General features: G+C 71.5%; 15 protein-coding genes. 6 read left to right on the forward strand and 9 right to left on the reverse strand.

From position 1 onward, the window contains the following. The first annotated feature begins 21 nt into the window (after positions 1-21). Positions 22-1,047, forward strand: a complete 1,026-nt coding sequence (locus ACWEFL_RS03805) for an endonuclease/exonuclease/phosphatase family protein (RefSeq protein WP_451706921.1) — start codon at positions 22-24, stop codon at positions 1,045-1,047. Positions 1,048-1,191: 144 nt separating this feature from the next. Here ACWEFL_RS03805 and ACWEFL_RS03810 read toward each other — a convergent pair whose 3' ends face one another. The 3 genes from ACWEFL_RS03810 to ACWEFL_RS03820 form a co-directional block, all read right to left on the reverse strand. Continuing rightward, positions 1,192-2,946 carry an NAD+ synthase gene (locus ACWEFL_RS03810; protein WP_451706924.1) on the reverse strand — a complete coding sequence of 585 codons (1,755 nt, stop codon included), beginning with the start codon at positions 2,944-2,946 and terminating at the stop codon, positions 1,192-1,194. 300 nt (positions 2,947-3,246) lie between these two features. Then, entirely contained in the window at positions 3,247-4,842 is a 1,596-nt protein-coding gene (locus ACWEFL_RS03815) for a multicopper oxidase family protein (protein ID WP_451706926.1), read from the reverse strand. 62 nt (positions 4,843-4,904) lie between these two features. Continuing rightward, entirely contained in the window at positions 4,905-5,660 is a 756-nt protein-coding gene (locus tag ACWEFL_RS03820; RefSeq protein WP_451706928.1) for a hypothetical protein, read from the reverse strand. Positions 5,661-5,728: 68 nt separating this feature from the next. Between ACWEFL_RS03820 and ACWEFL_RS03825 the strand changes: the two genes are divergently transcribed. Beyond that, the gene (locus tag ACWEFL_RS03825; RefSeq protein ID WP_451706930.1) at positions 5,729-6,424 is read left to right on the forward strand and encodes a DUF998 domain-containing protein; all 696 of its coding nucleotides are present in this window, start codon (positions 5,729-5,731) and stop codon (positions 6,422-6,424) included. Continuing rightward, positions 6,424-7,275: an alpha/beta fold hydrolase gene (locus ACWEFL_RS03830; RefSeq protein WP_451706932.1), complete on the forward strand. Its 852-nt coding sequence runs from the start codon at positions 6,424-6,426 to the stop codon at positions 7,273-7,275. The genes ACWEFL_RS03825 and ACWEFL_RS03830 overlap by 1 nt, the downstream gene beginning before the upstream one ends. Here ACWEFL_RS03830 and ACWEFL_RS03835 read toward each other — a convergent pair. The 4 genes from ACWEFL_RS03835 to ACWEFL_RS03850 form a co-directional block, all read right to left on the reverse strand. Beyond that, positions 7,260-7,679: a CBS domain-containing protein gene (locus tag ACWEFL_RS03835; RefSeq protein WP_451706935.1), complete on the reverse strand. Its 420-nt coding sequence runs from the start codon at positions 7,677-7,679 to the stop codon at positions 7,260-7,262. The genes ACWEFL_RS03830 and ACWEFL_RS03835 overlap by 16 nt on opposite strands. Before the next feature lie 406 nt (positions 7,680-8,085). Further along, the gene (locus tag ACWEFL_RS03840; RefSeq protein ID WP_451706937.1) at positions 8,086-8,748 is read right to left on the reverse strand and encodes a DUF305 domain-containing protein; all 663 of its coding nucleotides are present in this window, start codon (positions 8,746-8,748) and stop codon (positions 8,086-8,088) included. Positions 8,749-8,753: 5 nt separating this feature from the next. Next, positions 8,754-9,407, reverse strand: a complete 654-nt coding sequence (locus ACWEFL_RS03845; RefSeq protein WP_451707317.1) for a DUF3105 domain-containing protein — start codon at positions 9,405-9,407, stop codon at positions 8,754-8,756. Positions 9,408-9,692: 285 nt separating this feature from the next. Continuing rightward, the gene (locus tag ACWEFL_RS03850) at positions 9,693-10,004 is read right to left on the reverse strand and encodes a hypothetical protein (protein WP_451706940.1); all 312 of its coding nucleotides are present in this window, start codon (positions 10,002-10,004) and stop codon (positions 9,693-9,695) included. A 441-nt stretch (positions 10,005-10,445) separates the two neighbouring features. Between ACWEFL_RS03850 and glnA the strand changes: the two genes are divergently transcribed. Continuing rightward, a complete protein-coding gene (gene glnA, locus ACWEFL_RS03855) occupies positions 10,446-11,807 on the forward strand; it encodes a type I glutamate--ammonia ligase (RefSeq protein ID WP_451706943.1) in 1,362 nt (453 codons plus the stop codon). A gap of 189 nt (positions 11,808-11,996) precedes the next feature. After that, positions 11,997-12,191: an antitoxin gene (locus tag ACWEFL_RS03860; RefSeq protein WP_451706945.1), complete on the forward strand. Its 195-nt coding sequence runs from the start codon at positions 11,997-11,999 to the stop codon at positions 12,189-12,191. Between the two features lie 274 nt (positions 12,192-12,465). Here the strand turns inward: ACWEFL_RS03860 and ACWEFL_RS03865 are convergent, their stop codons facing one another. Together ACWEFL_RS03865 and ACWEFL_RS03870 are read right to left on the reverse strand one after the other, a co-directional pair. Further along, positions 12,466-12,897, reverse strand: coding sequence for a VOC family protein (locus tag ACWEFL_RS03865; protein ID WP_451706948.1), 432 nt, complete (start codon positions 12,895-12,897; stop codon positions 12,466-12,468). Beyond that, complete coding sequence (locus tag ACWEFL_RS03870) at positions 12,888-13,106, reverse strand: hypothetical protein (RefSeq protein ID WP_451706951.1); 219 nt, start codon at positions 13,104-13,106, stop codon at positions 12,888-12,890. The genes ACWEFL_RS03865 and ACWEFL_RS03870 overlap by 10 nt, the downstream gene beginning before the upstream one ends. A gap of 494 nt (positions 13,107-13,600) precedes the next feature. On the opposite strand from ACWEFL_RS03870, the gene ACWEFL_RS03875 reads away from it, so the two are divergent. Beyond that, on the forward strand, positions 13,601-16,591 hold the full coding sequence (locus ACWEFL_RS03875; RefSeq protein WP_451706953.1) for a bifunctional [glutamine synthetase] adenylyltransferase/[glutamine synthetase]-adenylyl-L-tyrosine phosphorylase: 2,991 nt from the start codon (positions 13,601-13,603) through the stop codon (positions 16,589-16,591). Positions 16,592-16,719: the final 128 nt, after the last annotated feature.

Consider the following 16,719-nt stretch of genomic DNA (forward strand, 5'->3'; position numbering starts at 1 on the left):
CAAGGCAGTGAGGACGGCTCCATGGTGCAGGCGTACAGAACGGAAACGGAGCAAGGCGACCCGGGCGACCGGCTCACCAGATCCCGGATCCGGCGCCTGCTGGACTCCTGGCGGGGTGACCGAGGCATCTGGCGGCGCGGCATTCTCCTCGCCGCGACCGCCGTGGTGCTCACGCTGCTGATGGCCCTTCACGCACAAGTGCCCAACCGGATCGGCAACCTGGGCAGCCTCTCCGAGACGTTTCTGCCCTGGCTGGCCGTCGTCCTCGTCCCACCGCTGCTCGCCGCCGCGCTCTGGCGGCGCTCGGCCACCGCGCTGCTCGCCCTGCTGCTCCCCGTCATCGTCTGGTTCAACCTGTTCGGCGGGCTGCTCACCGACAAGTCCGCGGGCGGCGGCGATCTGACCGTCGCCACCCACAACGTGAACGCGGAGAACCCCGACCCGGAGGGCACCGCCACCGAGGTCGCCGCCTCGGGCGCGGATGTGCTGGCGCTCCAGGAACTGCCCCAGGGGCAGGTCTCCACGTATGCGGACGCCCTCTCGGGCAGCTACAAGTACCACTCGGTGCAGGGCACGGTCGGCCTGTGGAGCAAGTACCCGGTGACGGATGCCGCGCCCGTGGACATCCGGATGGGCTGGACCCGCGCGATGCGCGCCACGGTCCGTACGCCCGAGGGCCAGGTCGCCGTCTATGTCGCCCATATGCCGTCCGTACGGGTCAAGATGCGGGCGGGCTTCACCGCCAACCAGCGCGACAACAGCGCGGACGCGCTCGGCGAGGCGATCGCCCGCGAGCCGCTCGGTAAGGTCGTCCTTCTCGGCGATCTCAACGGGACCATGAACGACCGCGCCCTGAAGGCGGTGACGTCCCAGATGCGTTCGACGCAGGGCGCGGCCGGTGACGGCTTCGGCTTCAGCTGGCCGGCGGCGTTCCCGATGGCGCGGATCGACCAGATCATGGTGAAGGGCGTCGAGCCGGTGTCGTCCTGGACGCTCCCGCGGACGGACAGCGACCATCTGCCGATCGCGGCGGGCATCAGACTCTGACGACCGTCGGCGGGGCCGACGCGGGACGGCCGCGGTCCGGACCACCAGGCTCCGGACCACCAGGCTCCGGACCGCTCGTCCCTGGACCGCTCGCTCCCCGACAGCCGGACAGCCGGACCTGTGGGCGGCTGGACCGGCGGGGGCTCAGCCCGTCGTCTCCCGCCAGCGGTTGGTGATCGGCAGCCGGCGGTCCTTGCCGAAGCCCTTCGCGGAGATCTTGGTGCCCGGCGGGTACTGACGACGCTTGTACTCGGCGGTGTCCACCATCCGCAGGGTCTTCGCCACCAGTTCCTCGTCGAACCCGGCCGCCACGATCGCGTCCTTGCCCCGGTCCTCGTCCACGTACAGCTCCAGGATCCGGTCCAGAACGTCGTAGTCGGGCAGTGAGTCCGTGTCCATCTGCCCCGGGCGCAGTTCCGCGCTGGGCGGCTTGGTGATCGACTCCTCCGGGATCGGCGGGGTCTGCCCGCGTTCCTCGGCGACCCGGTTGCGCCACTTCGCCAGCCGGAAGATCGTCGTCTTGTAGACGTCCTTGATGGGCCCGTACGCGCCGACCGAGTCGCCGTACAGCGTCGAGTAGCCGACCGCCAGCTCGGACTTGTTGCCCGGCGCGAGCACGATGTGGCCCTCCTGGTTGGAGACGGCCATCAGCATCGTGCCGCGCAGCCGCGACTGGAGGTTCTCCTCGGCGAGGCCGGTCAGCCCGAGCGCGCTCATATACGCGTCGAACATCGGCTCGATGGGGACGGTGCGGAAGTGGAGGCCGGTACGGCGGGCCAGTTCGGCCGCGTCGTCCTTGGAGTGCTCGGAGGAGTACTTGGAGGGCATGGAGATGCCGTACACATGCGCCGCCCCCACCGCGTCGCAGGCGATCGCGGCGACGAGCGCCGAGTCGATGCCGCCCGAGAGCCCGACCAGCACCGAGCGGAACCCGTTCTTCGCCGCGTAGGCGCGCAACCCCACGACCAGCGCGGAGTACACCTCCTCGTCGTCGTCGAGCCGTTCGGCGTAGCCGCCCGCCAGCTCGGCCTCGTAGGCGGGCAGCGGCTCGGGCGAGATGACGACATGGTCGATCCGCAGACCGTCGTCCACCTCACCGGACGGGATCGGGCCCGCGGCCGGGAGGTCCAGATCGAGCAGGACGCTGCCCTCGGCGAACTGCGGAGCACGCGCGACGACTTCGCCCGCCGCGTCCACGACGATCGAGTCGCCGTCGAAGACCAGCTCGTCCTGGCCGCCGATCATCGCGCAGTAGGCGGTCACGCACCCGGCCTCCTGGGCTCGCTTGCGCACCAGCTCCAGCCGGGTGTCGTCCTTGTTCCGCTCGTACGGCGAGGCGTTGATCGAGATCAGCAGCCCGGCCCCGGCGGACCGGGCCGCGGGCACCCGGCCGCCGTCCTGCCACAGGTCCTCGCAGATCGCGAGCGCCACGTCGACGCCGCGCACCCTGATCAGCGGCATGGTGTCGCCGGGGACGAAGTAGCGGAACTCGTCGAAGACGCCGTAGTTCGGCAGATGGTGCTTGGCGAACGTCAGCACCACCTCACCGCCGTGCAGCACGGCGGCGGCGTTGCGGGGCGCGCCGGCCGGCTGACCGTACCTCGGCCGGCCCGCGTCCGAGCGGTCCAGATAGCCGACGACGACGGGCAGGTCCCCGAACCCCTCCTCGGCCAGCCGGGAGGCGAGTGCCCGCAGGGCCGCGCGGGACGCGTCCACGAAGGACGGCCGCAGGGCCAGGTCCTCCACCGGGTAGCCGGTGAGCACCATCTCCGGGAAGGCGACGAGATGCGCTCCCTGCTCGGCGGAGTGCCGGGTCCAGCGCACGATCGCCTCGGCGTTGCCGGCGAGATCGCCGACGGTCGAGTCGATCTGATTCAGGGCGAGGCGTAGTTGAGGCACGGGCCCAGTGTAATCGTCTTTCTGACGCGATGTCCTGGGCCGGAGTGTGGGACGCCCCACGTGGGACGCCCCTCCCGCGAGGGACGCCCCAGCAGGCCCGGCAGGCCCGGCTCGGTTCGGGCCGTCCGGGCCGTCCGGGCGAGTGGCCCCGGCCGCCGGAGCCCTCCGGGCCGTCTGAGCCGTCCGGGCCGCCTGAGCTTCCCGGGCTGCCTGGGCTTGCCTGGGATATCCGGAATGTTCGGAATGTTCGGGCGATCCGTCGGGCCCGGACGGCGGCCGTCCGCTACTTCCGGTATCCGACTACTTCCGGTATCCGACGACCGTCATCATGCCCGCCTCCGCGTGGTAGACGTTGTGGCAGTGGATCATCCACAGCCCCGGATTGTCGGCGTCGAAGTCGGCGGTCAGCGTCCCGTTCGGCAGGATGATCGCCGTGTCCTTGCGCGGCCCGCCGGTGACATTGGCGAGCCCGAAGGTGTGCCCGTGCAGATGGAGCGGGTGCCACATCTCGGTCGGATTGCTGAAGACCAGCCGGACCCGCTCGCCCGAGCGGACCTCGTGGCGCGGGTCGGGTGAGTACGGCTTCCCGTCGAAGGCCCAGTCGTACTTCTCCATTCCGCCGCTGAGCTTGATCTTGATCGTGCGGTCCGGCTTACGGGAGGCGAGGGCCACGGACTCGTCCGCGCGCAGCCGGTCCGCCGTCAGCACGCGCTTGGACAGCTCCTGCGGGCGTACGGAGGCGGCCGGAGCCGCCCCGCCGCCGGTACGGAGCAGGGCGAGCCCGGACGCGTTCTTGCCCTCGGCGAGGGCGACCAGGGGAAAGACCCCGTCGCCCGCGGTGACGAGCACGTCGTACCGCTCGCCCATGCCGAGGAGCAGGGCGTCCGTCTTCGTGTGCTGGACCGGGAAGCCGTCGGTGTGGGTCACGGTCATCTCATGGCCGCCCAGCGCGACCCGGAAGGCGGTGTCACCGCCCGCGTTGACGATCCGGAGCCGGATCCGGTCACCGGGCTTGGCGCTGAAGGCGACGGGCGCCTTCGGGGTCCTGCCGTTGATCAGGTAGTGCGGATACGCGACGTCTCCGGCGTCCCCGCCGAGAAGGTCGCTCTTCGCGCCCATCATCATCCGGGACGGCCCGTCGGGGCTCGGCGACTCGGTGGTCATCGCCCCCATGTCGTGGCCCTCGTGCCCGCCCCCGGACATGCCCTTGCGCAGCTCCTTGAGAACGGCGTCGGGGGTGGAGCCGTCCACCCCGTCGACCCAGTCGTCCAGGACGACGACCCACTCCTTGTCGTACTTCAGGGGCTCCTTGGGGTCCTCCACGATCAGGGGCGCGTACAGCCCCCGGTCCTGCTGGACGCCCGAGTGCGGATGGAACCAGTAGGTGCCCGGATGCGCGACGGCGAACCGGTAGTCGAAGGAGGCGCCAGGCTTGATCGGCTTCTGTGTGAGATCCGGCACGCCGTCCATGTCATTGCGCAGGGCGAGTCCATGCCAGTGCAGGGACGTCGACTGCGGAAGGTTGTTGGCGAGGGTGAGCGCCAGGGTGTCGCCGGCGGTGACCCGCACCTCCTGGCCCGGCAGCCTGTCCCCGTAGGCCCAGGACTTGGCGGTGAGCCCGCCCCCGAGGTCGAGCGTCGTCGCGACGGCGGTGAGCTTGACCTTCCGCTCGGGGCCGCCGCCCCGCTTGGCCTCGGCGGCGAGGACTTCCTTGCCGCCGGGCTCGACGAACCCCTTGGGCGTGCCGCCCTGCCCGCCCCCGGTGTGGCCCTGGTGCCCGCCCCCGTCGCTCCCGCCGCCGGACGTGTCGGATCCGGAGCAGGCGGCCAGGACGCCCGTCCCGGCCACGGCGAGCGACGCTCCGAGCAGGGTGCGGCGCGTGATGTACGTACTCATGACTGAGTCCACCTCGTGAAGATGTCGATATGTGTGCATACGGATGGGGCGCGTCGCGCCTCCTAGATCCGCAGCACCGACAACTGGGCGAGGAGTATCCGGGGATGAGGGGGGTCGGCCCGCAGCGTGTCGCGTCGGGTGGTCCGGTGGGGTACGCCCGCCACGATCCGCCGCCCGCGCCGCCTTACCAGTCCGCCCACGAGGACCAGCAGGGCGACACCCCAGGCCCCGAGGACCGCCAGACAGACGAGACCCGGGTCCATGACACCCGGAGCGGGGTCGGAGGAGCCGACGGCATGCGCGGCGGCCGGGGCGATCCCGGCGGGCCGGTCGGTGAGCGGGGCGTCCGCTGCCGCGGTGGGGCCGGAGGCTCCGTGCGGCGACCCGGACGCGGGGGACCCGGCGGGGCCGGTGTTTCCCTGTACGGACGGGCTGTGCGCCGCGAGGGCGGTGGCGTGTCCGGCTCGTACGGTGTCCGGGGCCGGGTCACCGGGTCCGGCCGCCCACGCGGCACCGCGCGCACCGACCGCGTCGGCCGGGGCGATGGCACCGACCGCCCCCGCCGGATCGACGGCATGCGTGGCTCGGGCGGCATGCGAGGTCAACGCGGCGGCAGAGGCGACCCCGGCGGGCCGGGCCGCGCCCGGTGCCGCCCGTTCGCCCGCCGCCGCCGCTGACGCGTGCGCGGCCGTCGGCGCGTGCGGGGCCGCGCCGTGGCCCGACGACGGGTGGCCCACCGTATGCATCGTGGCGACGCCGAAGAGCAGCGTCAGGAACAGCAGCAGCTGCCCCATACGCGTGCCACGACCTATCGCCATGCGCCGCATACTACCCCCACCGGGTATGCGAGAAAGAGAACCGGCCACCGATAAGGGATCATTGGCTGATGCATGCGGCTCTGATCGCGCTCGGCGCGCTCGCCTACACCGCCTGGTTGCTCGAAGTCGTCGTGTCGACCGGGCTCGACCCCGTACAGACCTACGTCAGCGAACTCGCCGCCGCCGACCAGCCCCTCGGCGGTCTCTTCCGGACCACCGACCTCGCCGCCGGAGTCCTCGTCTTCGCGGGGGCGGTATGGGCCCTGGTCCGTACGCCCCGAAGACCATGGGCGCTGATCGGCTGGGGCGGGCTGACCCTCTTCGGCGCGGCGACCGCCGTCGACTCACGGCTGCCGCTCAGCTGCGCGCCCACCGCGGACCCGGAGTGCGCCGCGCGGGAGACGGCGGGGCTCGTGCCCGCCACGCACACCGCGCACGCCGTGAGCAGCTCCCTCGCGATGACGGGTGCGCTGGTGGGGATCATCGCGCTCACCGTCGCCGCCCGGAGGTACGGATGGTGGCCGGATCTCGCCCGTTTCGGTCCCGCGCTCGTCGTGCTCGAACTCATCGCCACTGTATGGACCCTCTCCGCGATCGCCGCCTTCGAGGCCGGGCGCGGCACCTGGTCGCTGGGAGCGGGGCAGCGGCTGCAAGTGCTCTTCGTGGCAGTCTGGCTGGGGCTGCTCGCGCTGTCGACGGCGCGGGAACGGCGGGCGGAGCGCGGGCCGGGGCAGCCACGGCCGGCGGGAGACGGGGCGTTGTGATGTTCGTACGGGTCGCGGGGGTGCCGCACCATGTGGTCGTCGAGGGCGGCGGACCCGTCTGCGTACTGAGCGTGGGGCTCGGACTGAGCTGGTTCGACTGGGACCCCGTCATCCCCCTGCTCGCCCCCCACCGGACCGTCGTCCGCTTCGACCGCCCCGGACACGGGCTGAGCGCTCCCGCCGCCGTCCACCCCTCCGCCGCCGGCGAGGCCCACCGCGTCGCCGGGATGCTCGACGCGCTGGGCCTCGCCCGCGACGGCGAACCCGTCACGGTCGTCGGGCACTCGATCGCCGGATTCCACGCGGAAGCCTTCGCCCGGCTGTATCCCTCCCGTACCGCCGCCGTCGTCCTGGTCGACTCCAGTGTCGAGGAGCGCGCCCGCACACCGCGGGCTCCGGCCGTGCGCACGGCGCTCGCCCGCGCCGCCGGCGGGGCGTTCGGCGCGGTGGGCATGCCCGCCGCGTTCGGGCCGCTCGCCCGGCGGACGATGATCGGGCTCTCCCGCGCGGGCGGTAAGGACCCCGCCCCGGCCGATCTCGTACGCCGTGTCTACGGGACCACACGGGCACTGGAGGGCGCGCTGCTGGAGAACACCCACTACCGGGCCGTCGCCGCCGAACTCCTCGCGCTGCGCGACCGCCATGCCCTGCCCGCGGGCGTCCCGGTCACCGTGCTCGCCGCGACGGGGGGCGGGCGGCGCTGGACGGCGCGGCAGCGGGCGCTCGCGCTGCTGCTCGGAGCCCGCTTCCGTGAGATCGGGCGCGCGGGGCATCTGATGATGCTGGACCGCCCGGACGCGGTGGCCCGAGCGGTCCTCGACAGCGGGGACGAGGCTCAGCCCCGCGCGTAGACACGCTCCATCCACGACGCCAGCTGCTCGTCGGAGAGATGCTGTGCCAGATCGGCCTCGCTGATCATCCCGATCAGCCGCTTGTTCTCGATCACGGGCAGCCGACGGATCTGATGGACCTCCATCTCCTGGAGCACGTCCTCCACACCCGACCCCGCGTCGATCCAGCGCGGAGTGCCCTGGGCCATCTCGCCCGCGGTGGTCTGCGCGGGGTCGTGCCCCATGGCGACACAGCCGATGACGATGTCGCGGTCGGTGAGAATGCCGCAGAGGCGTTCTTTGGAGTCGGCGATGGGCAGTGCGCCCACATTCAGCTCGCGCATGAGCTGCGCGGCCCGGTCGAGTGTCTCGTGCGCGGGGATCCACTGCGCCCCGCTGTGCATGATGTCCTTGGCGGTGGTCATGGCGTTCGTCCCTCCGGATGCCGGTACGGGAACCACTACGGAACCCTTCTGGAATCACTTCCGGAACCATTGACGGTCCGAGCGCATCAATCGTCGTCGGGCCCGTCGGCGCACGCGACCGCTGTAGGCCAAACGGGTGAACGCGGATGGTCGGGGGCAGCCGCGGGCGGCCCGGTGCTCCCGCGCGGGCGGAGGGGCGAATCGGAGAGGCGAACCGGTGCGCGCGAGCGGCTGCGACCGGCGCAGGGGAAGGGGTCGCCCGAGCACCGTCCGTCGGTCCGGACGCGCCCGGACCGACGGACGTGCCCGGACCCGCCCGGACCTGGCTCACTCGCTCGGACGTGCCCGCCCCGCCTTCTGCGGGCGCTGCGGGCGGGGCCGGCGCCCCCCAGGGCCTTCCCGGCCGTCAGGGGCTCTGCGTACGCACCTGCGCGCCCCGCTTCTTCAGCAGATCCACCATCAGCTCGACCTCGGACCGCTGTGCCGCCACCATGCCCTCGGCCAACTCCTTCTCCGGGGCCACGGTGCAGAGCTTCACACAGCCCTCGGCCATCGCCACCCCGCTGTTGTGGTGGACGATCATCAGCTGGAGATACTCGATCTCCGCTTCCTTGCCGTTCAGCTTCCCCAGCCGTTCGAGCTGCGCCGGTGTCGCCATGCCGGGCATCGGCGAGCCGTCCGACGACGCCTCATGGCCCGCGTGCCCGCCCTGACCACCCTCGTCGGCCATCCACGCCATCGGCTCGGCGTCCGCGTCGACCTTCGGCAGACCCCACAGATCCAGCCAGCCCAGCATCATGCCGCGCTGATTGGCCTGCGTATTGGCGATGTCGTACGCCAGCCGGCGCACTTCCTCGTCCTCGGTGCGGTCCCGCACGATGAACGACATCTCCACCGCCTGCTGGTGGTGGACGGACATGTCCCGCGCGAACCCCGCTTCCGCCGAGTCCGACGCGGGCGTACGCGGGCCGGAACCGTCGCCGTCGCCCGCGGTGGCGACCGTGGCCGCGCCCGCGAAGAGAAGCGCCAGGACGACCGCGGTGATCGCCGCCCAGTGGGTACGGGTCATACCCCTCATTTACCGCTCAGCCCGCTCGTGCACGCCGCTCCCGGCTCGGGAGTCTGCGGGCCCTGGATGTACTTCGTGAAGAACTTGCCCACCTTCGGGTCATCGGCCGACTCGACGGTGAGCTGCTTGCCCCACGCCGTGAGCATGATCGTGCCCGCCTGGTCCTTGACCGGGCTGATCATCGAGTAGGAGGTCTTCTTGACCTTCTCCTCCAACTTGGAGACCTCGGCCTTCGGGGCCTTGTCGTTGTAGGTCACCCAGACCGCGCCGTGCTCCAGCGAGTGCACGGCGTTCTCGTTCGGGATGGGCTCCTTGTAGACATTGCGGTCGCAGTTCATCCACGCCTGGTGGTGGTCCCCGCCGACCGGGGGCTTCTCCGGGTAGCTGACCGCCTTGGTCACATGGTTGCGGCCGAGCTTCTTGGCGTCCCAGCTCTTCTCGCCCTCGATGGGCTGCTTGGCCTCGGCGGCCTTCTGCTGCTGCTCGTCGTTCTCCTTGTTCAGCACATAGCCGCCGAAACCCACGAGACCGGCGACGACCAGGCCGCTGATGGTGATCGTGATGATCCGGTTGCGGCGCTCGCGGGCCTGCTCGGCCTTGCGCATGGCCTCTATGCGGGCGCGGCGGTCGTTGGCGGCGGAATTCTTACGGGAAGCCATCTGTATGTCGTCCTTCGTCATGAGGCGACCGGAACCGATACGGAGCCGGTTGAAAGGGGGATGCCAGGGGCAGGGTCCGAACCAGAGGCCCTAGGCCGCTTCTGATGGATCTTGCTGGGCTCGCGTGCCCTGGCACCGCGCTCCCCCTGGGCCTGGCGGCCCGGGAGGTGCCCCCACGCCGCGTTGTCGTCGGTCGCCTATGCTCCGCATGGACTCCCTCCTCCGCCTTGCGATCCACGGCACCAGACCCCGCTCACTGATCCAGCCTGATCCATCAGAAACGACCTAGATTCGGAGCACCTGAAGGACGTGCAGGCCGGGGGCGCGCGGCAGAGCGTCGGAACGGGGCCGACCGCCGGAACCCGACGGCTGGTCGAGACGCGGGGCCTGATCCGCTTCGACGGGAGGATCGTCCAGCGGCGGCGCGGTGAGCACGGCGGCGTCGAGCACCGGCCGCAGACCGCAGGAGCCGTTGTCGTACGGACACGAGAAAGCGGTCACCGGGTAGCCGGAGGCCGGCGGATGCTCATCAGCGGGCGGACTCAGACAGATGAAGAGCGCACCGATGAGCGTCGCCGCGGCACTCAGCAGTGCCATGGGACGCGTGCTACGCGCGGTGCGGTTGTGCCGCCGAGCCCCCATGTCCGCAGATCGTAGCGAGCGAGTGCTCCGTACACCTCATACGGGGCGGTAATACGTCCATCGCACAGCCGTTCCGCCCCTTCCCGCCGCCGTCCGGCGGCTCGCCCTTCGCTGTCCCCGAGCCGCCCCGCCGTTCGTTCCGCCGCCCTTCCCGGCACCGCCCGGCGGCCCGCCTTTCGTCTGTCCCGAGCCGTTCCGCCACCTGTGCCGTCGCCGTCCCGCCGCGGCCATTCCGGTCGCGCGCCGCCCGGCCCGCACGGTCCGGAGACCTCGGGCTCGTCTCCGAGTGGGCCCTGACACACAATGGGGCTCGGGCCGGGTTCGCAATGTGCCGGAAACCCGAGGCTGCGATGCTCGCGGGAGCAGGTCGGCTTGACCAGCAAGGATTGGGTGGAAATGGATAAGCAGCAGGAATTTGTGCTCCGTACGCTGGAAGAGCGCGACATTCGCTTCGTGCGCCTGTGGTTCACCGACGTGCTCGGTTTCCTGAAGTCCGTGGCCGTCGCCCCCGCCGAGCTTGAACAGGCGTTCGATGAAGGTATCGGTTTCGACGGCTCCGCGATCGAGGGCTTCGCCCGCGTCTACGAGTCCGACATGATCGCCAAGCCGGATCCGGGCACGTTCCAGATTCTGCCCTGGCGTGCCGAGGCCCCCGGCACCGCGCGCATGTTCTGCGACATCCTGATGCCCGACGGCTCGCCCTCCTTCGCCGATCCGCGCTTCGTACTGAAGCGGATGCTGGCCAAGACCTCCGATCTGGGGTTCACCTTCTACACCCACCCCGAGATCGAGTTCTTCCTGCTGAAGAACAAGCCGCTGGACGGCTCCCGCCCGGTGCCCGCCGACAACTCCGGCTACTTCGACCACACCCCTCAGAACGTCGGCATGGACTTCCGCCGCCAGGCGATCACCATGCTCGAATCCATGGGCATCTCGGTCGAGTTCAGCCACCACGAGGGCGCGCCGGGCCAGCAGGAGATCGATCTGCGGTACGCCGACGCGCTCTCCACCGCCGACAACATCATGACCTTCCGCCTGGTCATGAAGCAGGTGGCCCTGGAACAGGGAGTCCAGGCGACCTTTATGCCGAAACCGTTCAGCGAGCACCCGGGCTCCGGGATGCACACCCATCTGTCGCTGTTCGAAGGCGACCGGAACGCGTTCTACGAGTCCGGCGCGGAGTACCAGCTCTCCAAGATCGGCCGCTCCTTCATCGCGGGCCTGCTGCGGCACGCGGCCGAGATCTCGGCCGTCACCAATCAGTGGGTCAACTCCTACAAGCGCATCTGGGGCGGCTCCGCCCGCAGCGCGGGCGCGGGCGGCGAGGCCCCCTCGTACATCTGCTGGGGCCACAACAACCGCTCCGCCCTGATCCGCGTCCCGATGTACAAGCCCGGCAAGACGGGCTCCTCCCGCGTCGAGGTCCGCTCCATCGACTCGGGGGCCAATCCGTACCTCACGTACGCCGTCCTGCTGGCCGCCGGCCTCAAGGGCATCGAGGAGAGCTACGAGCTTCCCGCCGGTGCCGACGACGACGTCTGGGCCCTCAGCGACGCGGAACGCCGGGCCATGGGCATCGAGCCGCTGCCGCAGAACCTGGGCGAGGCCATCTCGCTGATGGAGCGGAGCGAACTGGTCGCGGAGACGCTCGGCGAGCATGTCTTCGACTTCTTCCTCCGCAACAAGAAGCAGGAGTGGGAGGAGTACCGCAGCGAGGTCACCGCCTTCGAACTGCGCAAGAACCTGCCGGTGCTGTAGTCCCGTTCCGCAGTCCCGTTCCGCTCCCGTCGCCCTGGTGCGGCGGCCGGACGGCGCGGCCGGCGGAAGCCGGCGTCAGCCTGTACGGCCCCATCGCACGCGAGCCCCGACCCTTCCCCGACATGCGAACCCGGCGGTGTCCGGCGACCCTGGAAGGGCGGGGGAAATGTGCGGCGAAAGGGTGACCCCATGTCCGTGATGGACAAGCTCAAGCAGATGCTGAAGGGCCATGAAGCCCAGGCCGACAAGGGCGTCGACAAGGCCGGCGACGCCGTCGACACCAAGACGCAGGGCAAGTACAGCGGCCAGGTCGACCAGGCCCAGCAAAAGGCGAAGGACGAGTTCGGCCAGGGCGGCCAGGGCGGTCAGCCGCCAACTCCCTGATCCGACACGGGAATCCGGGCACGGCTCTGGTCCGGTACGGCTCCGAAGCGAGTACGGCTCTGGTCCCGTATGGCTCCGAAGCGAGTACGGCTGTGACCTGAGTACGGCTGTGATCCGAGTACGGCTCTGACAAGGCGCGTCCCGACGCGATCACGCTTCGGGAGCGGACATCGGTCCGGGCCGGAGGTCTGCGCCTCCGGCCCGGACCGATGCGCGGGGCCACGGGCCGTACGGCCTCACCGTCGGCAAGCGGCCCGGACGGCTCGGGGTGCGATCAGCGCTCCGCGAGCGGCGTGGGCGCCTCCTGGACCGTCCAGCCGTTGCCGTCCGGGTCCTTGAAGAACAGGAAGCTGTTCCAGACGCCTCCCGGACCGTCCTCCCAGCCGCTGTCGCCCACGTGCTGGATCGGGCTGACGTCGACCGAGCCGTTGAGCAGGGCCTCGCGGGCCGCCGCGATGTCCGTCGTGCAGAGCTGAAGGCCCTGGAGCTGTCCGGGAGCCAGCGCCTCCTGGCCGGGGTTGCCGGGCATGCCGCTGCTGAGGGTGATCGAGCAGCGGGAGCCGGGCGGGGTCAGCTGGATGATCCTGATGCCGGGAGCCACCTCCTGGTCGACGTCCACCTTGAAGCCGCAGCCCTCCTCGTAGAACCGCTTGGAGCGGTCGAGATCGGTGGCCGGGACCATGATCACTTCAAGTGTCAGTTCCATCGTCGGGGTTCCCTTTCGAGGTGGGGGCGGTCTTCGGTGCGCACGGCCGAGACCCGGAAGACCTCGGTGGATCCGGGCCGGACCGCCACGCCGGATCGGTCCGACGCCGCCGGATCGGTTGCTGGATCGGTCGCCGGATCGGGGTCGCCGCAGCGGGTGTCCGGTCCGGCCGGAGGTCCCGTGCCGGGCGCGGGGCCGGGCTCGGTCATGGCGTACACGTCCTCTCGTCGTACGAAGCGTCGGCCAGGGCGACCGTACTGACGACCGGCGCGCACCGGTGTGAAGAAATTTATCAGACACCTGTTCGAAGGGTGGGGTTCTTCGGTCGGTCCGCCAGGCGCCGGAGAGGGCCGCCCGACACGGGCCGCCGAGGCGATCCCCGTCCTGCCGCTCGGCCCCTTCATTCCGCTTCCCGCGGCGAGGAGCTGCGCGCAGGCCCCTCGGGGCACGGTTTGAGGCGTGGGCCGGGGCGCGTACGCCTGGCAGGATCCGAGAGGTGAACCCCGGCCCCGCGCCCGCCTGCGACTAGGGTCTGTCTGGTGGATCGGTCCGGATCGGCGAGGCGCGATGCCAGGCACGCGAACCCGGCGGACGCCGACGGTCCGCCCCTCGGCCCGACGGCCCGGCAGGACCGCCGGCCGGGGCGAGGGGCCGGGCCGATCGCCGGACGTGACGAGGGACGAGCGTGGAACGGGAGCACGGGATGACGGTGCCGGGACGCAGAAGCAGTACGTTCACCCGACTGCTGAGACACGGCTTCACCGACCCCGCCGCCGCCGAACGGCTGCTCGATCTGCCCGTCATGGCCCCCGTGCGCGACGACCCCGTACTCCTCGACGCCCTCGGCGCGTCCGCCGACCCCGATCTCGCGCTCCGGGGCCTCGTACGCCTGGCCGAGGCACAGCCCGACCCCGCCGCCCGACAGGTCCTTCTCGACACCCTCGTCACCGCCAAACCCCTCCGCGACCGGCTCCTCGGTGTCCTCGGCGCGTCCGAGGCGCTCGGCGACCATCTCGCCCGGCACCCCGGCGACTGGCGGACGCTCGTCACCTACGAGGCCGCCGATCTCCACCCCGGCGTCGAGGAATTCGAAGGCTGCCTCGCCGACGCGGGCGACCCGGTCTCGCTGCGCGTCGCCTACCGGCGCTGCCTGCTCTCCATCGCGGCACGCGACGTCTGCGGTACGACCGACGTCGCCGAGGCCGCCGCCGAACTGGCCGATCTCGCCACCGCCACGCTGCGCGCGGCCCTCGCCATCGCCCGCACCGCCGCACCCGAGGACGCCGCCCTGTGCCGGCTCGCCGTCATCGCCCTCGGCAAATGCGGCGGCCACGAACTCAACTACGTCTCCGACGTGGACGTCGTCTTCGTGGCCGAACCGGTCGGGGACGCCGACGAGAACAAGGCCCTTCAGGCCGCCACCCGGCTCGCCTCCCACCTGATGAGGATCTGCTCCGAGACCACCGTCGAGGGGACCATCTGGCCGGTGGACGCCAACCTCCGTCCCGAGGGACGGAACGGCCCCCTCGTACGGACCCTCTCCAGCCACCTCGCGTACTACCAGCGCTGGGCGAAGACCTGGGAGTTCCAGGCGCTCCTGAAAGCCCGCGCCGTCGCCGGGGACCCCACCCTCGGCGACGACTACATCGCGGCCGTCTCACCGCTCGTGTGGCAGGCCGCCGAACGCGACAACTTCGTCGCCGACGTACAGAAGATGCGCCGCCGGGTCGTCGACAACATCCCCACCGCCGAGGTCGAGCGCGAACTGAAGCTCGGCCCCGGCGGGCTGCGGGACGTCGAATTCGCCGTACAGCTCCTCCAGCTCGTACACGGCCGCAGCGACGCCACCCTCCACAGCGGCAGCACGCTGGAGGCCCTGGAGGCGCTCGCGGCGGGCGGCTATGTCGGGCGGGTCGACGCCGCCCAGCTCGAAGACGCCTACCGGTTCCTGCGCGCCATGGAACACAGCATTCAGCTCCACCGGCTGCGGCGCACCCACCTCGTCCCCGAGGACGAGGCCGATCTGCGGCGGCTCGGCCGCTCGCTGGGACTGCGCACCGACCCCGTCGCCGAACTCAACCGCGAATGGCGGCGGCACGCCTCCGTCGTACGGCGGCTCCACGAGAAGCTCTTCTACCGGCCGCTGCTCGACGCCGTCGCCCAGCTCGCCCCCGGCGAGGCCCGGCTCAGCACCAGTGCGGCCGGGCAGCGCCTCGAAGCCCTCGGATACGCCGACCCGACCGCCGCGCTCCGGCATCTGGAGGCCCTCGCCTCCGGCGTCAGCCGCAAGGCCGCGATCCAGCGGACCCTGCTGCCCGTCCTGCTGGGCTGGTTCGCCGACTCCGCCGACCCCGACGCCGGGCTCCTCGGCTTCCGCAAGGTCTCCGACGCGCTCGGCAAGACCCCCTGGTACCTGCGGCTCCTCCGCGACGAGGGCGCGGCGGCGGAGAATCTGGCCCGCGTGCTCTCCGCCGGGCGTCTCGCGCCCGATCTGCTCCTGCGCGCGCCCGAGGCCGTCGCCATCCTCGGCGACCCCGGCGGGCTCAAGCCGCGTCGGCGCGACCATCTGGAGCCGGAGGTGCTCGCCGCCGTGGGGCGCGCCGAGACCGCCGAGGGCGCGGTCGCCGCGGCCCGTGGCGTACGCCGCCGGGAACTCTTCCGTACCACCGCCGCCGACCTCATCGGCTCCTACGGCACCGAGGAAAGCCCGGCACGGGCCGACACCGGCGCACTCGTCGACCAGGTCGGCAGCGCCGTCACCGACCTCAACGCGGCGACGATCGCCGGCGCGCTCCGAGCGGCCGTGCGGGCGCGGTGGGGCGACGAACTCCCCACCCGGTTCGCCGTCATCGGCATGGGCCGCTTCGGAGGCCATGAGCTGGCCTACGGCTCCGACGCGGATGTCCTCTTCGTCCACGAGCCGCGCGAGGGCGTGGACGACCAGGAGGCCGCCCGAGCCGCGAACACCGTCGTCGAGGAGATGCGGCGGCTCCTCCAGCTGCCCACGGCCGATCCGCCGCTGCTGATCGACGCGGACCTGAGACCGGAGGGCAAGAGCGGGCCCATGGTCCGGTCCCTCGGCTCCTACGAGGCGTACTACCGGCGCTGGTCCCTCGTCTGGGAGAGCCAGGCGCTGCTGCGGGCCGAGCCGATGGCGGGGGACCCCGGGCTCGGCGACCGGTTCATCGAGCTGATCGATCCGCTGCGGTATCCGGCGGAGGGGCTGGGCGAGGACGCCGTACGCGAGATCCGCAGACTGAAAGCGCGCATGGAGACCGAACGCATGCCGCGAGGGGCCGACCCGACGCTCCACACCAAGCTCGGGCGGGGTGGGCTGAGCGATGTGGAGTGGACCGTTCAGCTTCTTCAGATGCGGCACGGTTGGGCCGAGCCGGGACTGCGGACGACGCGTACGCGTGAGGCGCTGGCGGCGGCGCACGCGGCGGGGCTGATCGGCACGGAGGACGCGGAGATCCTGGACGAGGCGTGGATCCTCGCGACCCGTGTCCGCAACGGGGTGATGCTCGTGCGCGGGCGGGCCGGCGACACGTTCCCGTCCGACGGGCGTGAACTGGCGGCCCTGGGGCGGTACTTGGGGTACGGCCCCGGTCATGTGGGCGACATGCTGGACGACTACCGGCGGATTACGCGGCGGGCGCGGGCGGTGGTGGAGGTGCGGTTTTACGGGGCGTGAGGGGTGCGGGTGCGGGGTGCCTGCGGGCGCGGGTGGTGCGGGGGCTTGTTCGGTGCGGGTTGCTTGCTGCCGCCGGTGGTGCGGGCGCTCGTTCGGTGCGGGGTGCCTGCGGGTGCCTGTGGTGCCGG

The sequence above is a fragment of the Streptomyces sp. NPDC004838 genome, assembly GCF_053600955.1.

Coding starts and splice junctions, on each gene's coding strand:
- ACWEFL_RS03825 (WP_451706930.1), top strand. CDS start 5,729: ATGCATGCGGCTCTGATCGCGCTCGGCGCGCTCGCCTACACCGCCTGG.
- ACWEFL_RS03830 (WP_451706932.1), top strand. CDS start 6,424: ATGTTCGTACGGGTCGCGGGGGTGCCGCACCATGTGGTCGTCGAGGGC.
- glnA (WP_451706943.1), top strand. CDS start 10,446: ATGGATAAGCAGCAGGAATTTGTGCTCCGTACGCTGGAAGAGCGCGAC.
- ACWEFL_RS03860 (WP_451706945.1), top strand. CDS start 11,997: ATGTCCGTGATGGACAAGCTCAAGCAGATGCTGAAGGGCCATGAAGCC.
- ACWEFL_RS03820 (WP_451706928.1), bottom strand. CDS start 5,660: ATGGCGATAGGTCGTGGCACGCGTATGGGGCAGCTGCTGCTGTTCCTG.
- ACWEFL_RS03850 (WP_451706940.1), bottom strand. CDS start 10,004: ATGGCACTGCTGAGTGCCGCGGCGACGCTCATCGGTGCGCTCTTCATC.
- ACWEFL_RS03845 (WP_451707317.1), bottom strand. CDS start 9,407: ATGGCTTCCCGTAAGAATTCCGCCGCCAACGACCGCCGCGCCCGCATA.
- ACWEFL_RS03805 (WP_451706921.1), top strand. CDS start 22: ATGGTGCAGGCGTACAGAACGGAAACGGAGCAAGGCGACCCGGGCGAC.
- ACWEFL_RS03870 (WP_451706951.1), bottom strand. CDS start 13,106: ATGACCGAGCCCGGCCCCGCGCCCGGCACGGGACCTCCGGCCGGACCG.
- ACWEFL_RS03840 (WP_451706937.1), bottom strand. CDS start 8,748: ATGACCCGTACCCACTGGGCGGCGATCACCGCGGTCGTCCTGGCGCTT.
- ACWEFL_RS03875 (WP_451706953.1), top strand. CDS start 13,601: ATGACGGTGCCGGGACGCAGAAGCAGTACGTTCACCCGACTGCTGAGA.
- ACWEFL_RS03865 (WP_451706948.1), bottom strand. CDS start 12,897: ATGGAACTGACACTTGAAGTGATCATGGTCCCGGCCACCGATCTCGAC.
- ACWEFL_RS03815 (WP_451706926.1), bottom strand. CDS start 4,842: ATGAGTACGTACATCACGCGCCGCACCCTGCTCGGAGCGTCGCTCGCC.
- ACWEFL_RS03835 (WP_451706935.1), bottom strand. CDS start 7,679: ATGACCACCGCCAAGGACATCATGCACAGCGGGGCGCAGTGGATCCCC.